This is a genomic window from Parabacteroides sp. PF5-6 (assembly GCF_029504695.1).
In the GTDB taxonomy this organism is placed as follows: domain Bacteria; phylum Bacteroidota; class Bacteroidia; order Bacteroidales; family Tannerellaceae; genus QVMG01.
In genome coordinates this window covers 37,768-57,299 of record NZ_JAQFIN010000004.1, presented here as the reverse complement: position 1 = coordinate 57,299, position 19,532 = coordinate 37,768, and the positions used below count along the sequence as shown (strand labels likewise).

Genomic DNA, 19,532 nt, shown 5'->3' with positions numbered 1-19,532 from the left:
TGTATGTATTTAGATGTATGAGGTATTATTCGATTGTACCGGCACCGGTTCCGCCTGCAACCCAATCGGTAACGGTTGCCGTAGCTGTGATTTCCGTACCCTTGAAAGTCAATGTGATATCAAAATAATAACCGGCGGTCGAATCTATATCCTCATCGGAAGGAGTAATTGTTATTGGAACGCTGATTGCTTCTTCTCCACTTGTTGCTGTTTTTAATAAAAGCGTATAAGTCTCTTCTTGTGCTAATTCAATTGGCGTTACCAAAGAATAAGCAATTACTTCTGCTTCTACTTCGTTCCCCTCTTCCTGTTCTTCAGGAACTACAGTAATAGACAAAGCGTTTTCATCAGATACAGCTTCATCACCCGTTATATCATAAAATGAAATTGAACCGGTATCTTCTCCAAAATCAACTGTGCCATCAGCAAGAGTAATCGCTGCTACATTTCTTTCGGTTATAGTCAGTTCAATAATATCTCCCCAAGCTTCAGCTGTAGCATCATCCGCAGTAACTGCAAATATATTCAGCTTGGTCAGAAGATGGGTAAAGGCTAACGTAGGAGCAGTTTCCGCATTTTTGCTTGTTTCTTCTTCTCCGGCAAACATTATATCACTCTTCCCATCAATGGTATAAGCAACAGCTCCATCTGCTATTGTGGCAGTGGTTACCGGATATAATCCAACCAGATAGATATCATCATTGCCCGGGAAAAACTTATTCCCATCAAAACCGGTCTCAAAACCAACAGCAGTTTCTCCATTGTCAGCAAAAATCATCGTCCCGTCCGTATGAGTATCTGAATAATCACCTTCCGTCGTGGATACCAATACGCGTGCGGTCAGTTCACTGTCCTCACCTATCGTGCCTTCAAACGGAGCCTTTGTTGTTACATTCAAGGTCAATGCCTTGGATTTTGCCATAATCTCCACTTGTTCCTCTTGCGGGGTGGGGGTGTCGATGCCGTTGCCGTTGTCTTTCGAGCAACCGGTCCATGCTGTTGCCATTCCCAGAATAGCGATCAGCCATACATAACTCTTTTTCATGATCTTTTCCATTTTTAATTATTACTTGTTTTTACTTTTTTATTCTCTATATACTGGTTTTTACTCTTTATTCTCCGATCTGTCCCGAGCCGTTCCCGCCTTCTTTCCAGGGCGTTACCCAGGCGCTGGCTTTTATCTCTACGCCGATCTCACCGCCATCGCCATCGTCACCTCCATCTCCATCGTCACCTCCATCGCCATCACCATCGCCATCACCGGGCTTACCGCCATCGTCTCTTTTATTGAACTTCAACGTGATCTCGTACGAGCGTCCGGCGACAAACGCCGGTTCATTCCAGGGCGTGATCGTGATATCGGAGAAGGTGCCTTTGCCGGACACCACAACCTCCAACCGGCATTGCTTCAGGCCGGGTTGCAACATCAGGCTACCGGAGATTGCTTGCGGCTGTTCGGCTGTTCCGGTGATCTGCACCGGATAGGAAGTGGGGAAAAGCATATCTTGCGGGTTCGACCAATCCCCCAATGTGCCATCTGCGAGATGCAGGGTGGACGAGGTATTGGCGCGCGTAAAGGTGATCCGTTCGATTGTTGCTTCGCGGAAATCTCCTTCATCGATCAAAACGAAATGGAACTGGGTCAATAAGTGATTATACACCAAGGCTGCCGGAGGGGTATCGCCCGAGCCGGTGACCGGATCGGCATACATCAGGTCTTCTTCGCCCGTCAGGGTGAAATGCAGGATCGGCGCAATACCGGCCGGTTCTTCCATATAATGATCGCCCGTCGTGCCGGAAGGGGCATACGGATAATAGGAGTAGAAACGTACGTCCTGGTGGTAAGGATAATAATAGGTATCTTCCCAATGGAGCGCGCCTGTCTGTTTACTGACGGCAGTGGTCTGCACATTGCGCATCACCGCCGGCTTCGCCCAGTCGGTAATGCCATAGATCCCGATCCGGTCGCCGATCCGCGCCAGGTCGGCCAGGTTGCTGACCGCCGCCCGCGTTTGATCTGCCCGTACCCCCAATGTGATCTCCGCCGGAGAGTCCGGCGCAGTTGCCGGCTCTTCTTTCGAGCAGGCAAGCAAGGTGCACAGGCAGCAAACGTAGAGTATCGTTCGTATATTTTTCATCGTCAAACCTCTCCTCCTCCTTTGCCTTCATCCCAGGGTTTGACAACAGCCACCAGGCTACCGTTGATCTGCTCCAACGCCACCTCGATCTCCACCGGTATATCGATAGGGATCTGCCCACCGTTATCGTCGAGTATATCGGTCAATACCTCGCTCAGGTCGATCTCCGTCGGATAGGTATCGCCATCATCGTCTTCGAGCACGACCGGCAGGATGTTTTCGTAGTTCAAGCCGTTCGCCGGATCGTACAGACCCAAGAGATGGATCGTGGCAGTTGCCGTATTGTCATCGTTGATTGCTGTCTCGAAAGGGATATGCCAGTCGGTCTCCTCACCCACCGGCAGACCGGTAGCCAGATAAACGGCGAAATAGACTCCTTCGAGCGCACCTTTTATCCGATTGAATGTATCGCCATTGGTCACGACAAAGCGGATGACAAACGTTCGTGTCAATGGATAAACATGCGGATAGATATGATTTTCTTCACCGGCCTTGACGGTAACCTCTTCCACCGCCAGGCGATAGGCATTGCCCGAAGGATAAAGCGCTTTGTCGTCTGTCCGGGTCTGATCGATCCGGATAGCGGTTGCTTTGGCCTGGTAGAAGTTATCCAGATCCGTAAATTGAACGCCTGAAATATTTGTATTGTGACTGATCAGCGAGTAAACACCTGATTCGGCAGTAATGGCATATCCGGTAGAAGCGGTTTCGAGATCCAGAAGAGCGGACTTTGTTGTATAGAGATGGGTATAGAGCGTGTGATTCCATTCAAAGTCAACCCATTGCGGATGGACATAGAGCAAACCTTTCGTTTCCTCCGGCTCATCCTGTAAAGGCGTTTTCTTCGAACACGAAGCCATACAAATAATAGATAGGAGTAATCCTCCAATAATACAACGGTTTATCTTTCGCATCAAATCAAATTATACTATACAAAATCGCTCTTTTTCTTGTCTAAACGTTCCTACATTTACACTCAGCAGAGTAATTTCCATAAACAGGGAAACGGTCCCATGGCATAACCGGGAATCAAAAAACTATATCGCTTGATTTTCAACACTTATCCCGGCTACAAAGAAAAGATTTTTATTTGACAATACAAAACAAATCCAGCGATTTAACAACAAAAAGGGAAGCCCGGATTGGAGTCCAGGCTTCCCAAAAATACACCCTCAATTTCGCTAGTTTACTATACCAGCAAATTTCCTCAAGCAGATAACGATTCTAATTGTCTTCTTTTCCACTCGGGAAATCCTTCTACACCTCTATTCATAGAGAATTGCAGTTTGTCATCTGCGACTGATTTCAAAGAAACTCCCGGAGAGAGTGGTAAACTCATTTCATCTACTTTGAAACGGGCTTTGAGCAAAACGACATCGTAGCCGTCGCCGATCACCTCTTTTTCCAAATTGACGGACTTAATCGCAGCCAAATAATAAGCTGACCGTTCATAAGCACACCATACATCTCCCTCCAGATACAGATAGACATTGTTTGGATTGTCCACCTCGTTTAACAAAACATTTTCAATGTTCGAAATACGTTCCATGTTAAAACATTTTTATATACAATAACTATATAATCAGATGCCCACTCGGCATCTTCCCCCTTTTCTTATTTAGTTATTCGAAGCTGGCGAAAAGAGCGTTGTCCGCTTTTTTCTTCGCTAACTCTTCCAAGTTAGCTGCTGCTTCGCGCACACCCCCGTTTTGCGCTTGTTTGAGCAGCTGTTCCGCCTCATTCAAATTACCTTCCACCAGCGCCAATACGCCTCTCGCGTGTGCCGCCTGCGGTGAATTTCCGGCGCTTGCCAGATAACGTTTGGCAGCAGCGTAGTCTTTCTTGCTGATCGCGATATTCGCCGCGTTCAGGTTGGCCACAGGATCCGATGGGAACATGCGTACAGCCACGTCAAAGACTTCATTGTATTCACGGCTACCCGGTTGATACGTATTTGCTACGGCAAACATCTCGTTCAAGCTCAGGTGCTGCGGACGGGTCTTGATAATCTCACGTCCTTCTTCCACGGAGAATCCGCGTACGGTATAATTGATCTTATACTCCGTGCGACGCAATGCCGGGAAGTGTTCTGCCAATACATATTTATAAGGAACACCGCCATCTAATGCACGCAGTTTGCGTTCTTTGGCGTCTGCCTCATCACTGCTGTTGATAATATCCAATACAGCACTGCGTGAAGGTACATTCTGGTCGGCTTCGACTTTCGCTTTGAATCCTGCCCAGTCTTCCGGTTCGGAGTTCAAGGTGAAGAAGTCGGCTTTATACTGACGGTATTGTCCGATGATATAATCGCGCAACGCTTGTGTACGGTTCTTTGCCAATGTCGTATTGCTGGCGTAAGAGCCTTCCGGAGAAGCGAAACCTTTCAGTTCAATACCATCAGGTGTGATATATTCGTCGTTGATCACCGTTTCGATGGTGCTCTTGATCTTTGCCAGTTCGGTGGCGTTGTTGCGGAAGTTCGGCAGGATCGCGTAACGTCCAACCTGGAAATCCAGGAATGCCGTACCCACTTCGGCACGTTCTTTACGGGTTTCTACATCCGGATTGACATACGCAAAGGTAGGAGCCGGTTCGTAGCGTTTGTCCGGTTTCTGCAGGATACGGTCGGCGATCAGGATCGGGTCGCCCGGTGTTTCATTGCCACAACCACAGAGGTCCGGTGCCAATACGAATTTCGCATCGCGCATCCAGTCTTCCCAAGGAATGGTTGTTTTGTATTCTACCCGGTGTTCCGGCGCTTCTGCCGCTTTGACGATAGCAAAACGGGCTTCTTCGTCCAGGTTGTTCAACGCGCTCAGGCGGTCGTACACTTTCTGACGGTTCTTGCCGTTCACCAAAACGGAAGGAAGGCCCATCTTCTGGTTGCTTGTTTCCAGTACCGGAGTCAATTCGATATAGTTTTTTGATTTAACGACATCTCCCGGAATAATAATTGTCGCATCAATATTCAATGTATTCCCTTTTTTCCGAAGGTCATTAGAGATTACACTAACCGATGAGTTTTGTGCCATCGCACCCAGTGAAACGAATGCGAGCAAAACGATTGTAATATAAGTATTCAATATCTTCTTCATGGCTCAGATCATTTAAAAAAGTAAATAATAGAGAGTGCCACCTTTGTCACACCGAAATAATCTCTGTCCTTGCTCTCAAAATCTCCGCAGCAAGCACAAGGATATTTGTCATGTTCCATATGCGCCCAACCGGCACCAATCACCGCTTCCATACTCCAGCGGTTGCTCAGCAGCCATTGGTAACCATACGAAAGCCCCGCTCCGTACAGGTCGCCCTGGTAGCGGTTATTCTCCATGTTATCACTCAGGAATTTGAAACCGCCCACATTGTAGTCGGCATAATGTCCATGAAGACCAAAGAAATGCCCATTGAATTTTTCACAGGTCCAGAAACGGAGCTCAGGTTGTACCATCCAATGTTTGGTACGGGTACCTGTACATTCATCACCAAATTTCCAAGGGTTGTAGTTTCCGGAAATATCCAGTGTCCACTTCTTTGCCAAGCCGATTTCCATCCCTAAGTTAAAGGTAGTTGTCGCATCATAAAGCAAATTGGACTTCACCGCGAACTTCTGGCCATAGGCATTGGTCGTCATCAGAGCCAGAAGAGCAAAAAGGAAAAGTACTTTTTTCATATACTATTTGTTTAAAATATTATACACTGTTCTACATCGACTATTCCCAGGATACTCCCCAATACCCATATACAGTCTCTATTCGTTGGCAAATATAGACAAAGAAGTAAACCCGTGCAATAGGCAAATGTTTCATCTTGTAAGGGTAAAACTTCCAATAAACAAGGTGAAAGTTCTACCCATACATTTATGAAAGGAATGCCTTTGAAATACAAGACTACGAGAGGAATACCCTTATTTTGAAATGCTTCCCTCCTTTTTCGGGCGAAAAAGAAAGCCCGGAGTCGAAAGAACCCCGGGCTTATCAGAAAATACAACTCATTTACGTATTTATATATCACGTACACAACGCACTCGGACATCGAAGTTGTGTGTATCATAAGGCAAATGCAATTCTTTACCCCGATAAGCATAGCCCCAACGCGGCTTGGCGGAGGTAATGACCTCTTCCGTATTGGATACGGTCACGCCAATCTCCCGTTTTTCCGCTTTCGCCGTCCAGGCATTAAAGAAATTCCACATCGAAGACATCGTCTGGGCATATTCGTTTTCCGGGTCGGCGTTTATCGGCACGTAGATCTCGTTCGATCCGATCGTGCGGATAGCAATCAGTTCCCGTTGATTGGCCGGACGCCAGCCTCTTCCATAAAGTTTCTCACAAGGGTTATTGCCTTCTTTATTGATATGTTCATTGATCGCTCTATAAGGCAAAGCAGCTCCTGTGGTCGACCATTGTGCATGCAGATTACCCGGGGATGTCGGACCAATCAGCTTGCGCTTCACTTCCAGTGTATTATACAAAGCGTTCAAACCGGAATATTCATCATGCGAAACCTGTTTCCCATCGACTTTCCCCCGCAAAGAGCGAGCCGGCAAACCTGTCACCTCAATCAGGAAGCTATCGTTCGATCCGCTTGGAGCCGTCTCGGCAATAGAAACCTTGTTGGTCCCATCAATACTTCCCAGATTACGCGCGCAACGGATATGCAAGCGGTATCTCCGGTTATGGTCCGAATCCTCTCGTACCGCAGATCCCTCGTCCGCCTGAAAACGTTTTCCTCCGGAAGAATAGAAGCTAAAGGTTTCACGTACCTTATCCGGGTGTGTCGTGAAATAACTCCGGAACTCTTCCGGATACAACGTGACTTCTGCCGGAATAGCATCCCAACCGACCCAGTAATGTTGATACTGATCGATGCCCGGCAAATACCAAATGCGCTCATCACCCGTGATTTTCCCATCACCGTTCAGGTCGACATTCCGGCTCAGACAAGCCAGATCCGCATAAGCCAAAGAAAGATTATTCGCCCTGTTCAGTACGTAAGGTACTTTCTTTCCCGCGCCATCATACACATCACCTCCCGTAATAGAAGGATCGGTTGCCGATTGCTGTGTTTTGTCGGCATCATACCAATAGGTATTCCTCCAACCGTTGTCGTCATTGGGTCCCCAGATCGTTCCCGATTTTTTATAATACAGCCCCGCGTAATTGGCTTTGTAGCTGTAATCCGTGCTCGTATGGTATTTCGGCGGCAGGTTCTCATTGATACATTCAAACGCCCATCCGCCGCCATGAGTCGGGTCGAAGATGGTAACCAGCGGTTTCTGGCTGATCACATACCGCGCCGAGCTGACCCGGCTGTCGCTGCCCGTACTCATCAACGCAATCTTCATCGTACGGCTCTTATCCGACAGTGACCTTCTCTCGTAATTGACAAAATCAGCCAGATCCACATCCTTAGTATCATAGTAATTGTCAAAAACATACGCATAGACATCCACTCCTGTGTTATAGTAAGTCTGATTCGCATTTAAGGCCATGGCCAGATCATAAATCGTCATAATATACGATTGGGCTTTATCTTCATCCGACATCGCTCGATAAGCCTCGAAATCCGGGCCTTTTCCTCCCTTCGCCCATAACGCATCCGCCATACTCTTCTCGACAAAATACACCCAGTCGATATCCGCAGCCGGATTTAAGGAACCATCGGCCTTGAACACTTCTACATCACCCGTTTTCCAACCGGTCTTCGCCGTCTTCACCGCACAGGGAATCGGAATACCCGGTTTATGATCACTCACCAGCTGGCTACCGGCGGGGAAGTTCAACAACAAGCGGGAGAAGTGACAGTCGACCTCGATCAGTTCACCCCCGGCAAACATCAGATCGCCGCTCGACCGCGGAGAGTCTTTATCTTCAAACGCTTCGACGATGATCTCGTTCACCCCGGTGATCTTTACCTTATAGGTATATTTATAGTTGCGGTTGACCGTGAAGTCATTCGGACCGGGCACGTAACCCAGATGAATTTTATAGGTTACCGTACCGGTAGCCGTCTGCATCCAGTCACTCTTATCTTCGAGGAACCGGTTCTCGCCCGGACCTTTATATTTCCCTTTGATCACAATATAGGTCGAGTTGTCGGTCACCTTTTCCCGGCTCTGCACATCCAAGCCGCTACCCGTCGGTCGCAGGCTCTCCAGCATATAAAAATCAAACGAGTTATTGGCAAAGCTACCCATAAAATCGCTGCCGGGCTCAAACACCTGTTCGGTATATACCCCTTTGTTCTTAAACAGATGCACCTGCTGGGGCACATGGTGGATCTGCCATTCTTCCAATTCAAAAGAAACGTCGTCGGCCGTTGAAATCTCGAACTTCACAAAAGCAACCGTCTTCACCAGCCAGATCTTTCCGCCTCCGGCACCCGCCGTATCCGTCACCTTTCCATCCGCGTGGAAAAGACAAACGCCCGTACCCATCGCATCGAAGTTTTCCGGTCTCTCCTTATTATACATCCCACTCATCAGGAAATGCCCACCGGCCCAGGAGGTATCGTCTTTGGTCATCTCCGCCGAGAAATTCATCCACTGCGTCAGCCCATTCGAGGGGTTCTCGAAGAATCGGTCGATCCGCCGTTTCAGGTCTTTCGGATTATTCACCTCGTCTTTATCGGCAGACAAAGCGAAGTTCGAAGCCTGTATATTCGCGATGGCCATCACACGCTTCGTGCCCGAAGTGGCCCGAAGACTGACACGCCCCTGCCCGTTCTGCTTCCCGAAAGCAATCAGTTCGTCTTCCGTGAAATATTGCTTGGCATCCAACGTGCCGTTCTCATTGAAAATAAACACATAGAGATCCTTAAACGCATGCTCTTCCGCCTCGGTCATCTCCGCCTTTGTGATACGCGTAGCCTCGCTCGGCTGAAAGTCCAACTGAACAGTCACCGGCAAACCGTCTTTTACTTCTATCTTCGTTTGCTCCATCCCCGTTTCGTCCATGCAGGAAACAAAAGCCAAACAGGCGAAGAGGAACACCACTATCTTATTCATTCTATTCATAATGATTTGTTTTTTTCTTTTATTTGACGACTACTCTTAGTTAAAATTCGGGATAAAGACCTCAGTCTCTCCGTTACCCCACCAGCTGACCACCTCATATTCCAATACAAAATCCATGGGAACAGGGTCAGGGCCAGGACCAGGACCGGGACCAGGACCAGGACCGGGTTCGGGTTCAGGATCAGGACCCGGTTCAGGATCAGGACCGGGGTTAGGATCAGGCACAGGATTCAAGCGGGCCTTTACCTCGTAGAGGTTACCATGCAACAAACCATGCCGATCCTTATTGGGACCTAAGCCTTTCGGGTTGATCAATACGCGGTACGTCTTATTCTGCGAGTAGCCGTTTTTGAACAAAGTCAGATTGACATCGACATACATGGCATCATTTTTCCCGGCCAATTCTGCTGCCGAATACCATTTCTTCTCGTAGGTATAAAAGGTATGTCCATATTCGAGAAAGTTCACCAGCTCACTCAGCGTAGTAAAGGTCTCCCTGACCTTAGTATTCGCGGTTGCCTCATAAGGCGTCAGGACATTCGGATCAAGCAGATAGGACACATGACGCTGATTATTCTTTTCCAGCCAGTTGATCGCATAGCCCCAGCCGCTACTAATCAAATCGCTACTCAATACGATATTGAAATCGATCCGGGCAGAAAGCTGGGTCAGCTCCACCGCAATCACCTCGCCCTCTACCCCTCGGATAGAGAATCCGGCATCGAACCCGACCTTAACCAGGTGGTTATCCGTGAAAGACGCGGTCGTTTCATAAAACATCGTATATTCCTCAATCGTAGTCTCCCCGATCTTCGCCGGGAAAAGGCCGGGTTCATCCGTATTCAGTATACGCGCGTTTTCCGAATTCGCAATCACCAGTATAAACATATCATCACCGGTGACCGTTCGCACGTTCTTGATCGAATAAGCGTTTGAGGACTGCTCGCCTGCCGGAGCGACCAGGTCGGCATCCCCTTTCTTCACCCGCTTATATCCGGTCAGAATGTTGTTGCCATCAAAGATCGCAATCACACAATCACGGATCTCCAGCTCCTCTGCCGTAGCATACAGGCCGTTCACCGAGTCGGGACCTTTCGTCAGCACCCCTTCCAGTGGGAGTTGAATCGTTACGGTAGTTTCATTACTTGCGGATCCTCCGCCTCCTTCGCCATCGATCGGCGCCTCATGGGTACACGAAAAAAAGAGTACAAAAACGATTAACAGAACAAAGTTTTTTCCTTGTTTCATACCAAATCCATTTAGTTATAGCGTTTATAAATTAGAGACAAAAAGCCCTCTGCGCACTACAAAAGCAGCACCTACCAATTTTGGAAAGAAAATAAGAATTACAGTCTTTTTTTTCTGCCGACCGGGTTATCACCTTTTATATCAGGGATACTATGCACACACCATTTGGCATTTCCAATTTTTTCTTTTGTCTTTTTCTTCGGGACAAAATTACGGCAAATTCCCCACCTCGCAATAGGTATATATTTCAAATTGAGGGGGTAAAAAAAACGGGCCAACCATGGTAAAACTCTCTCTACATCTACCTTTCAGGATGCTCAAAAATCCACATCCGCCAACTTTCAAAGTCCACAAAAACACAATCCCCCCGCATTTCTCTCTCTACAGAGAAAAAACCCACCCCCTCCCGAAGTGTTAAAAAAGCATAACCAAAACACAACTAAAACAAACCGTCGGAAATTCAGGCAGTATCCCCAAACCGATTCGTTTACAAGAATACCAAATGAACTATCTTGGTTGGGGCTGACCCAAAAGTATAAGATATACTATCTCTGTGTCCTCGCCTGGTCAGGCGAGGACACTTAGTTCGTATATCTGATACTTTTGAGTCAACCCCAGCCAAGAATGTCCATCTGCTATCACCGGAAAATCTTCACATTTCCTTCTATCTACCGCTTTGCGCCTACTAACTACTAACTACCAACTACTAACTACCGAAGAAAATCTTCCCATTCTCTTCAATGCAACTCCTAAACCATTGAAAATAAACCATTAATACCCCCTTTGCAAACGACCAGTAGTTTGTTCGCAAACTACCGGTAGTTTGTTCGCCAACTACTGGTATTTTGTTCGCAAACTACCGGTAGTTTGAAAAAGGGGGATTGCGGCAGCAAAGACAAGGAGTAGATATTTGTTGATAATTATCAACAAATGAATAGTCCCACAATGTCTTGTCCTAACCACCAAGTGCGCGAAGAACACAAAGTAAGAGCAGTAATGCTGGGGTTGAAACTTAAAGATTGTCTGAACCTGGATTATACGGATTAAATGATAATCTATGAACCGGCAAGAACCAAAAAGCCCGGAGCCAAAAGACTCCGGGCTTAAATCATAAAAATATAGTTCGTTCACTCAGGTTATTTATCTCGTACGCAGCGGATTTTGACATCCTCCGATACACAGGAAAATGTTTCGCTTATTACAACAACACCTTATCCGTATCTTCTTCTATCTCGGCAAATTCCTCTGTCGTATATTTGATACTCCGAACGGTGCTACCTGATTTATACCAGATATAGAACTCTTCTACATTTTCCGGCATGCTGAAAGTTTCCCCTTCTACCGGCTGACCTTGTTCTATTGTGAAACTAAGATCCTTATACTCTTCATAAGAGAGTCCTTTATAGGCTACATACAATTTTCCACCCGTAGGAACAACAACCTTTCCTGTCGATAATTTGAAAGTTCCCTTAGGCGTTATATCTATCATTGTTTCGCTTAGTTCCGGATTAACGACTTCAGACAATATTTTACTAACGCCCTTCTCCTGCAACTGAGCCACAGTAAAGACTCCCTCATAGGTACGATTTGAAGAGGCAGTAATTGAAACCCTTACATCGCCCGCATAATCATCCGGCAGAATTAGCGGATTGACCGATAAGTAATTATTGAACGAAATATATGCTACATCATTTCCGTCATTATACGTGATCTTAAAGGTATTTTCCTCCGCGAAATTTCCAGTACTCGCTCCAAGAAACTCCCCGGCGTTATTTGTAAATCTGAAATAGTTAAAATCCCGTATATCCAAAAAGATTCCATTGATTATCTCAGGGATATAATCCAGTTCCACTTCCTGGAAATTTTCATGCATCAAGAGCACTGTTTCGGCTTCCGACAAACCAAAGAAAGGCACTTCGTATGTTCCCGGAGCGGTAGCTTCATACACATAAATCACTTCCCCATCTTCATCATATTCCATATATAACTTCGCGTTCAAAGGTGACAGGTTCTTTGTCCGTATCTTTACTCTCAACGGGAAAAAAGCAGGATCGATATCCGGTATGGTAAACGTAAGCTTAACTTTATTTTCTCCTTCATTGACAAGTGAGGGGTCTATAAACACAAAACCATCGGAAACCGTGATTTCAATATCACGCAACAAAACATTCTTCAGTGTCTCATACACCTGAATATAGGTAACCCCATCCTTTAGTGCTTTCCCGAGGATTTTTCCGTTTTCTGCGTCATATCCAAGCAGTTCAACCACACCGTCGTCTGCTCCTTTTCTTATCCGGACCTGGATATACGAATTATCTTTTATCGATTTATGTTCTTCATTCATTACATAATAATTCGCGCCAACTTGGAATTCAGTTCCCCGAGTGTACTGGAAAGCCATTTTTTCAACTTCCAGACGATTCTCCGCGGCATCCATAATGCCCGGTGCGGTTTTAATAATTTCAGCAAATACATTGTTTGCAATATCTCCACCAGCCGCACCTTCAAAAGAATCATATCCGCCGGTTGCCAGCTCAAAATTCTCAAAATCGATGGTGTACTTATAGTTACGCTCCAGCTCCCAGGCTTCAAAAGCTGATTTCACCAATTGTATTTTATAATATTTGTTTCCCTGATTTACAATAACATAGAGAGGGGTTCCTGCATCTGTATTGATTGCGTTAGGTGTTTCCAATATGTAATACGATTGTTGAAGCGCGGCTTTATTGGAATAGCTCTGTGTGGCCGGTAATGTAACAACCCCTTTGACCGGAGTAAAGTCCTTTTTTTCTTCATCAGTTTCCCCGAAAGTCGCCAAAGTAGCTTTCTGAGGAGCATTGACTATACCAAAATCAGTAGCTTCATCTTTGAAAGTAAGCCAGGCAAAATTACGGATCAAGGTTGCCCGAACCGTATTTTTCAAATCGCTTAATGAGACTTCCACACGTCCCCAATAACCAAACTGTGTCGTTTCCAACGAAGGGATAATCGTTGTTTCCGTCCCGGAGAACCCGGTGAGACTGCCTTCATAATTGATCAGGAAATGTATAATCGCCGTCTTTGTGGAGATCACTACAGTTCCGCTTTTATCATTTTCCACAAAAGTGTCATATTTACTTGCTGATTTACCTTCTCCAAGAAGCCTTACATTGCCCAGGAACTTCCCCTCAGCATCAAAAGTGAAAACATCCAGTGAATTAACAGGAACACCTGCATCACCAAAAACATTTACATCACCCGCTTTTGTTGCTACTGAGAATGTCGGAATATCCAACCCGAAATTCACGGTCAAACTTTCTTCTTTGAGCGTTCCTGTATCCTCCCCACCCGGGACTTCCAACAAAGTCTCTTCCTGGCAAGCGGTAAACGTTAAGAATAATACGGAAAGCAGATATATTATTTTTTTCATCTCTCGTCAATTTATAATTAAACTATTCTACTTCTTCTTTGGCTTATTTCATATCCCGGACACAACGTACCGGTGCCCGCATTTCATCACGTGTAAAGTCACGCACACGGTTATCCATAAATGCCATCGCTCCACCGATCCCTTCACTTGTTGTGAAACCGTTATCCGTATCCCGTTTATTTCCCTCGTTGGCATATTTCCAGGCTTCGCCCCAGGCGCAATAAGCACTATAATAATAAGGTCCTTCAAGGATTCCGGTAACTCTGGCCCCATCAATATTCTGCAAGACATCAATCAAATGCAATTCGGCCAGAGTCGGCATCCGCCAGTCGGTATAATTATTGCCCTGTTCATCTTTCTCTGAATAATTCGCACAACGGTCTTGTTGAGCGGAATAGCTCGCCCGACCGGTAATACCCGCCTGCGAGGCAAGCATAAATTTAGGAGATACCCGCCGATTGTTCTCTTCCGAGTTAACGGTCTTATCGCCAGCCATTACCTGGGGATAACCGGATACGGCTTCTGTACGCAGATAATTCAGCTTCATATTGGCAATCCGTTGAAAATCTTCCGCAGTCGTATGCCCATTCTTATAAGCGGGTCGATTTATATTATTTTCGGTATAATTCTCTTTATCAATATTTTTATTCCCCCCACCATTCGTGGTATAATAATCATTAAACTTCAGCCCGGTATAGTCTTCCGGAAGGCTTTCAAACGTAGAAACCAGCGAGTTAAAGATATACATCGAATGATTGGTCTGTCCATCCGTTCCGGCTACATTCGATCCTGTAGTATAAGAAGAAATATAAAATGCGGGATACTGGTACACCTCAACCTGCTGAGTTAATCCTTTTTCATTTTCCACCACAAACACAAATTTGCGTCCCACATAGTTTGTCGGCAGTGGAGAAAAAATATCAATCGTTCCCGAACCATTGTCATCGGTTGCACTGATCAGGATTTTATCCTTTAAGTCTGCCAGACTTTCTTCGCTGATCGGTTCCTCGCTCACTTCTCCGGTAGCAGGGTTGGGCACTAATTCCGAAATAGATAAAATCTCGAACGCACCCGTCAGCGAAGGGAATGTGGTATAACCCACGGAATGATCTTCCGTGCATGCCATCAACAGGCTCAATTTATCAACATATAAATAATAAGGTTCGATCTTTATATCTCCTCCGGTTCCCCAATCTAAAACCGTCAGTTCATACTCGATCTGCATCGTGCTGGGGGATACCTTTGCCACTACATCATAATAATTACCATGGCGGAATCCATCCCAGTTGGATACCGTGTTCGCATTCAAAGTCAAACCGTATTCTTTTACCTCTTGCGAGTAGATAAGTACACCGCCTTTATATTGATGAATTTTCCCCTTCACACGGACTTCCAGGTCTTTCGCCCCCGTCTGGCCCACTTTTTCATAGGTATAGAAAGTAAAGGAATTGCTCCATTCTTCATCTTCACCTTTAGAAGACTCGGGCAGTGAGCGCTCTACCAGCTGGCTATTGACCTTTTCATCAACCAGCATCAGGTCGGTCTCTGTATTGATATTGCTAACGGTAAATCCGGAAGTCGGTTCAAAGGTCCAGGTATAGTTTGATCCGTCAGTCTCAGCCGCCGGCCAATCCTTTCCCATCTGGATCTTGATATTCACTTTAGCCGCCAATTGGGTCATGGCGACCTCTACTGACCGGTTCTTCAGCGTGAGAGTCGCATCGCTATACCCTACTTTCACCAGATTATCATCAGCAAAATCTGTAGCTGCTTCATAAGCTTCCACCTTGCTGAAAAAATCGTTATAAGTCTTTAACTCACTCAGATCTAACGTTGTATTCGCAATCACCAGGATACGGCAACGTATTCCGGTAGTCACCGGAATGCCGGGGACTGTATAAGCGATCTTCAGCTCATTTTTATCGGTGGTTGTCAGATCTGCAGCTTTTGTTTCAAAGTATTGCGGTTCACCCAGCATCTCTTTGACCACCGTCTCACCGTCTTCTATTTCAAGGGCAAAGACAGCCACATATCCTTTAGAGACAGACAACTCTTCCGCCGTAGCGGCGATATATCCGTCTTCGGCTTTAGTCACCACCTTACCCATATTCAGGGTAAGCTCAGCCGTGGTAGCCACACAACCATCGATAGCTTTTGATCCGTCAGGTCCTTCCAGAACCACTTCATTCGTACAGGAGAAGAGTAATCCTATAACGGTTAATGCCAGAAATGCGTTTTTTAGTTTCATACACAATTGACTTTTCTATTATTCCTACAACTATGATTTTTAACTGTTGTACGGTTAACAGCGCACATCTTACCGTGCACAATGACTAAACCGATACAAAGCCAAAATGTTCATTTATAAATTAGTGAAAAGTTGAATTTAACATTTAGGAAGAAATCGTATTTCTTGGCGCACGGTTCACACCACTTGTTAAGTTCTATCCTTTTCTTTTTGTCTAATTATTTCGCTACAAACATAGATGGATTCCCCATTCGAATAGATAGGTGAAAGTTTCAATTTCAAGGGGTATGCGTTGCAAAGCGGCGATACTTAACAAACCATACCCTATCGCCCCACTTCATCCCGCCGCCGCTCACACGGCAAATACGGATTCCAACCGCCGGCACAGGGCCATAAAAGAAAAGGCCGACCCCATCGGGATCGGCCTCTTTTGTTTGATATTACTATTTTATTTCCTTGCATCTCTCACGCAGCGCAGATGCCACTTGCCGGGTGATAATGTCATATACTCACCGCCATATCCAAATCCTCGACGTTCTCCACTATGTGGATTCTTAACCGCTGCCTTGTCATTTTCGATATCCCAGAAAGAATAATAGGTCTGTGCTTGAATTGCTTTCTTAAACCCGGTATTGCTATCATCATCCGCGCCCAATATAGAGGTAATCAGAATGATCTCATTTTGATTGGCCGGACGCCAGCCGGTACCACTACCATAATACTCTTCACACGGATTCCGTCCTTTTCCTTCGTGAGAGACAGGTCTAAAGATAGTAGCCATATCTGCCCAATTCAATCCGCCACCATAACCGTCACCATCTGTCCAGAAATGGGTACTTGGGAAATTACCATTAACGATGTTAACCCTCGGAGTTATCGTTAAAGTCGCCACATCAATCACTCCGCTATAGATCCTATTGGCTTCATCATATTCATTGTGCATGCCATGCATGCCATTTATCATATAACCACTGCGGAGAGACTCATTGGTCAATGTTTCTCCAACATTTAGGGTGACATAAGAACCCAAGTCATGTCCCGAACCATTATATTTGCCCAAAGATATTTTTGTCAAATCTTTTTTTGCAATATCATCGTAGGTATCAGATTTCAGATTTCGAGCACAACGCACATGAAACTTACCATAACCTAACGTAGGGCCACTATATTCACCAAGATTAAAGCTAACCGCATTACCTTCTTCCGCCCAATAGACATGTCCGCCCGAGCTGGCATAATGATAAAAGTCCCATATCCTTTGTTGAAATTCCTGGGGATACAATTTTGCGGCATTCGGCAAGGCATTCATCCCAATCCATAGATGTTGGTATTGGTCGATCGCCGGTAAATACCATTTGATCTCATCGTTATCAATTTCTCCATCACCATCTTCATCCCGGTTACGGCTCATACAGGCAGCATAAGCTTTGGCATAATACAAGTCCCAATCTTTATATCCTCCTGTTTTTTCCACTTTTGTTCCGATAATATCTTTATTAAACCAGGCAGCCTCATCAGCCATTAGGCCGGATTGGGTCAGTTCATGTTTCATCGCCGTCAAGCCATACTTCATTTCACTACTTTCCCGAAGATCTTTCTTCAAACCATATTCTAAACCGGCACTGGCTTTTCCTCCTTCACCTACATTGTCTCCCAAACTATTATAATCCGACGGTAAATTTTCATTCACCCACTCTACCCCCCAGGGATTAGTAACGGACGGCACATTATAAAAAGTAACAATCGGTTTCTGTCTGAGCACATAACGTGCCGTTGAAACAACAGAGGTTTTTCCATCCTCCGTTGCCTGCCGGATAGCGATCGACATGGTACGGGCTTTATCCATTGCCCCCGACGGACTATAACTGACAAAAGAAGACAAAGAATAATCATCATAATAGTTTTCACTTATATAAGCATACACTCGGGCTCCTTGTTTATAATACCTGCCTTCTACACCCTCTCCTTTATCTTTCTTGAACTCATTGGCCAACTCATTAATCGTCATGATCTGGGGATTATCCTCTGCTTCCAGGTTCTTGAAATTCGGGTTTTTCTTATTACCCTCCAACGCAAGCACATCCGCTTCATCGACAAAATAAACCCAATTGATATCGATCGGATTGGCGATATTAACCGACTTTTCAATCCAGTTTGTCGATACGGTCTTTACCTTAGACACAAATTCATAAGCTCCCAGTTCCTCTCCACTCTGGAAAGTCAGAAAAACACGGCCATAATGCGCATCCAATTCGATATAATCCTTTTCCGCAAAGACAACTTCCCCATCCGAACGCGGATTATCCTCATCGGTCGTCGCTTCTACAATGATATCTTCAACTCCGTTAACGACTACATTATAGATATACTTATGGTTGCGTTTGATGCTAAAGCTACCTGCATCCGGGACATACCCTAAATGGATATAATAAGTAACCGAAGCACTGGCATCTTTCTGCTCCTCCTTTCCATCAAACGGATAAGTCGCTTTTCCTGAATAGGATCCTTTTAATTTGAGATAGGTACTTGTTGCAGGAGCCACCTCTTTTTTCTCCCGCCATTTGGCTTGTTCCTGTGCATCGGCAGGGTAATCTGTAACCGGATCATTTTGATTCTCCAACATATAAAAAGTGAAAGAATTCTGTTTAAATGAGGTATTTGCATTCGGATAATCAAAAGTATTATCCTCAGGCACACCTGTAGTCCCGTTATCACTAAAAAGCTGTACCCCACGAGGGAGTTGCATCACTTGCCATGATTCAGGGGTAAATCCTTCCCCACTGATATTGAACGTGATGGAAGCAACCGCTCTGTCCAGTTCAATCACGCCATCACTAACCGTTCCATCTATATTGAATATACACTCACCGGCATTAAGTCCGAGAGAGGGCTCTGCTGCATACTTCCCACTCATCAGGAATAAATCATCGGGCCAATAGGTAAATTCATCGGTCATCATCGCTGATATTTCCAACCATTTGGCCAATGTCTTTTTGCTGGCATCCGTTTCATCACAGAATGCTTTTATCCGCGAATACAAATCCTCAGTCTCCTCTGAGGATGAAAAATTGGCAGACCGCACATTGGCTACTGCATACACTTTTTTCTTCCCGGAAGTCGTTTTCATCTTTACACGCCCGTCATTATCGGCTAACGAAGGGAGCAACTCTTCCTCACCTGTAAAATATTGACTCCCCGCATACGAACCGGCTTGATCGGTATTAAATAAAACAACATAGAGATCTTTCACCGCACTCCCCGTTTCACTGTTTGCCCGTGTGATGACAGTAGACTTATCACTCTTATAGTAAAGAGATGCCTCTACCGGAATACCGTCTACAACATGCTGGTCGTTTCCTCCCACATTATCCACTTCATCCGCACATGCGCTGAAGATGAAGCCTCCAATCAAAAGGAGTAATATATTTTTGCTTAACTGTTTCATAACTTATAATTTATGATTTGAAAATC

11 protein-coding genes are annotated in these 19,532 nt (G+C 45.5%); all 11 read right to left on the bottom strand.

The window, feature by feature from the left end; all coding sequences use genetic code 11:
• Window positions 1–25: 25 nt before the first annotated feature.
• Window positions 26–1,045 carry a fimbrillin family protein gene (locus M2133_RS06200; protein WP_277465157.1) on the bottom strand — a complete coding sequence of 340 codons (1,020 nt, stop codon included), beginning with the start codon at window positions 1,043–1,045 and terminating at the stop codon, window positions 26–28.
• 67 nt (window positions 1,046–1,112) lie between these two features.
• The gene (locus M2133_RS06195) at window positions 1,113–2,138 is read right to left on the bottom strand and encodes a fimbrillin family protein (protein ID WP_277465155.1); all 1,026 of its coding nucleotides are present in this window, start codon (window positions 2,136–2,138) and stop codon (window positions 1,113–1,115) included.
• A gap of 2 nt (window positions 2,139–2,140) precedes the next feature.
• Window positions 2,141–2,998: a hypothetical protein gene (locus M2133_RS06190; RefSeq protein WP_277465154.1), complete on the bottom strand. Its 858-nt coding sequence runs from the start codon at window positions 2,996–2,998 to the stop codon at window positions 2,141–2,143.
• A 347-nt stretch (window positions 2,999–3,345) separates the two neighbouring features.
• A complete protein-coding gene (locus tag M2133_RS06185) occupies window positions 3,346–3,687 on the bottom strand; it encodes a hypothetical protein (RefSeq protein ID WP_277465152.1) in 342 nt (113 codons plus the stop codon).
• Window positions 3,688–3,760: 73 nt separating this feature from the next.
• Complete coding sequence (locus M2133_RS06180) at window positions 3,761–5,236, bottom strand: DUF3868 domain-containing protein (RefSeq protein WP_277465151.1); 1,476 nt, start codon at window positions 5,234–5,236, stop codon at window positions 3,761–3,763.
• Between the two features lie 8 nt (window positions 5,237–5,244).
• Entirely contained in the window at window positions 5,245–5,811 is a 567-nt protein-coding gene (locus tag M2133_RS06175; protein WP_277465150.1) for a DUF3575 domain-containing protein, read from the bottom strand.
• A 330-nt stretch (window positions 5,812–6,141) separates the two neighbouring features.
• Window positions 6,142–9,156, bottom strand: coding sequence for a fimbrial protein (locus tag M2133_RS06170; protein ID WP_277465149.1), 3,015 nt, complete (start codon window positions 9,154–9,156; stop codon window positions 6,142–6,144).
• 36 nt (window positions 9,157–9,192) lie between these two features.
• Window positions 9,193–10,404: a hypothetical protein gene (locus M2133_RS06165; RefSeq protein WP_277465148.1), complete on the bottom strand. Its 1,212-nt coding sequence runs from the start codon at window positions 10,402–10,404 to the stop codon at window positions 9,193–9,195.
• Window positions 10,405–11,602: 1,198 nt separating this feature from the next.
• Window positions 11,603–13,813, bottom strand: coding sequence for a hypothetical protein (locus tag M2133_RS06160; RefSeq protein WP_277465146.1), 2,211 nt, complete (start codon window positions 13,811–13,813; stop codon window positions 11,603–11,605).
• Between the two features lie 43 nt (window positions 13,814–13,856).
• A complete protein-coding gene (locus tag M2133_RS06155; protein WP_277465145.1) occupies window positions 13,857–16,061 on the bottom strand; it encodes a hypothetical protein in 2,205 nt (734 codons plus the stop codon).
• A 448-nt stretch (window positions 16,062–16,509) separates the two neighbouring features.
• Window positions 16,510–19,506 carry a fimbrial protein gene (locus M2133_RS06150; RefSeq protein ID WP_277465144.1) on the bottom strand — a complete coding sequence of 999 codons (2,997 nt, stop codon included), beginning with the start codon at window positions 19,504–19,506 and terminating at the stop codon, window positions 16,510–16,512.
• Window positions 19,507–19,532: the final 26 nt, after the last annotated feature.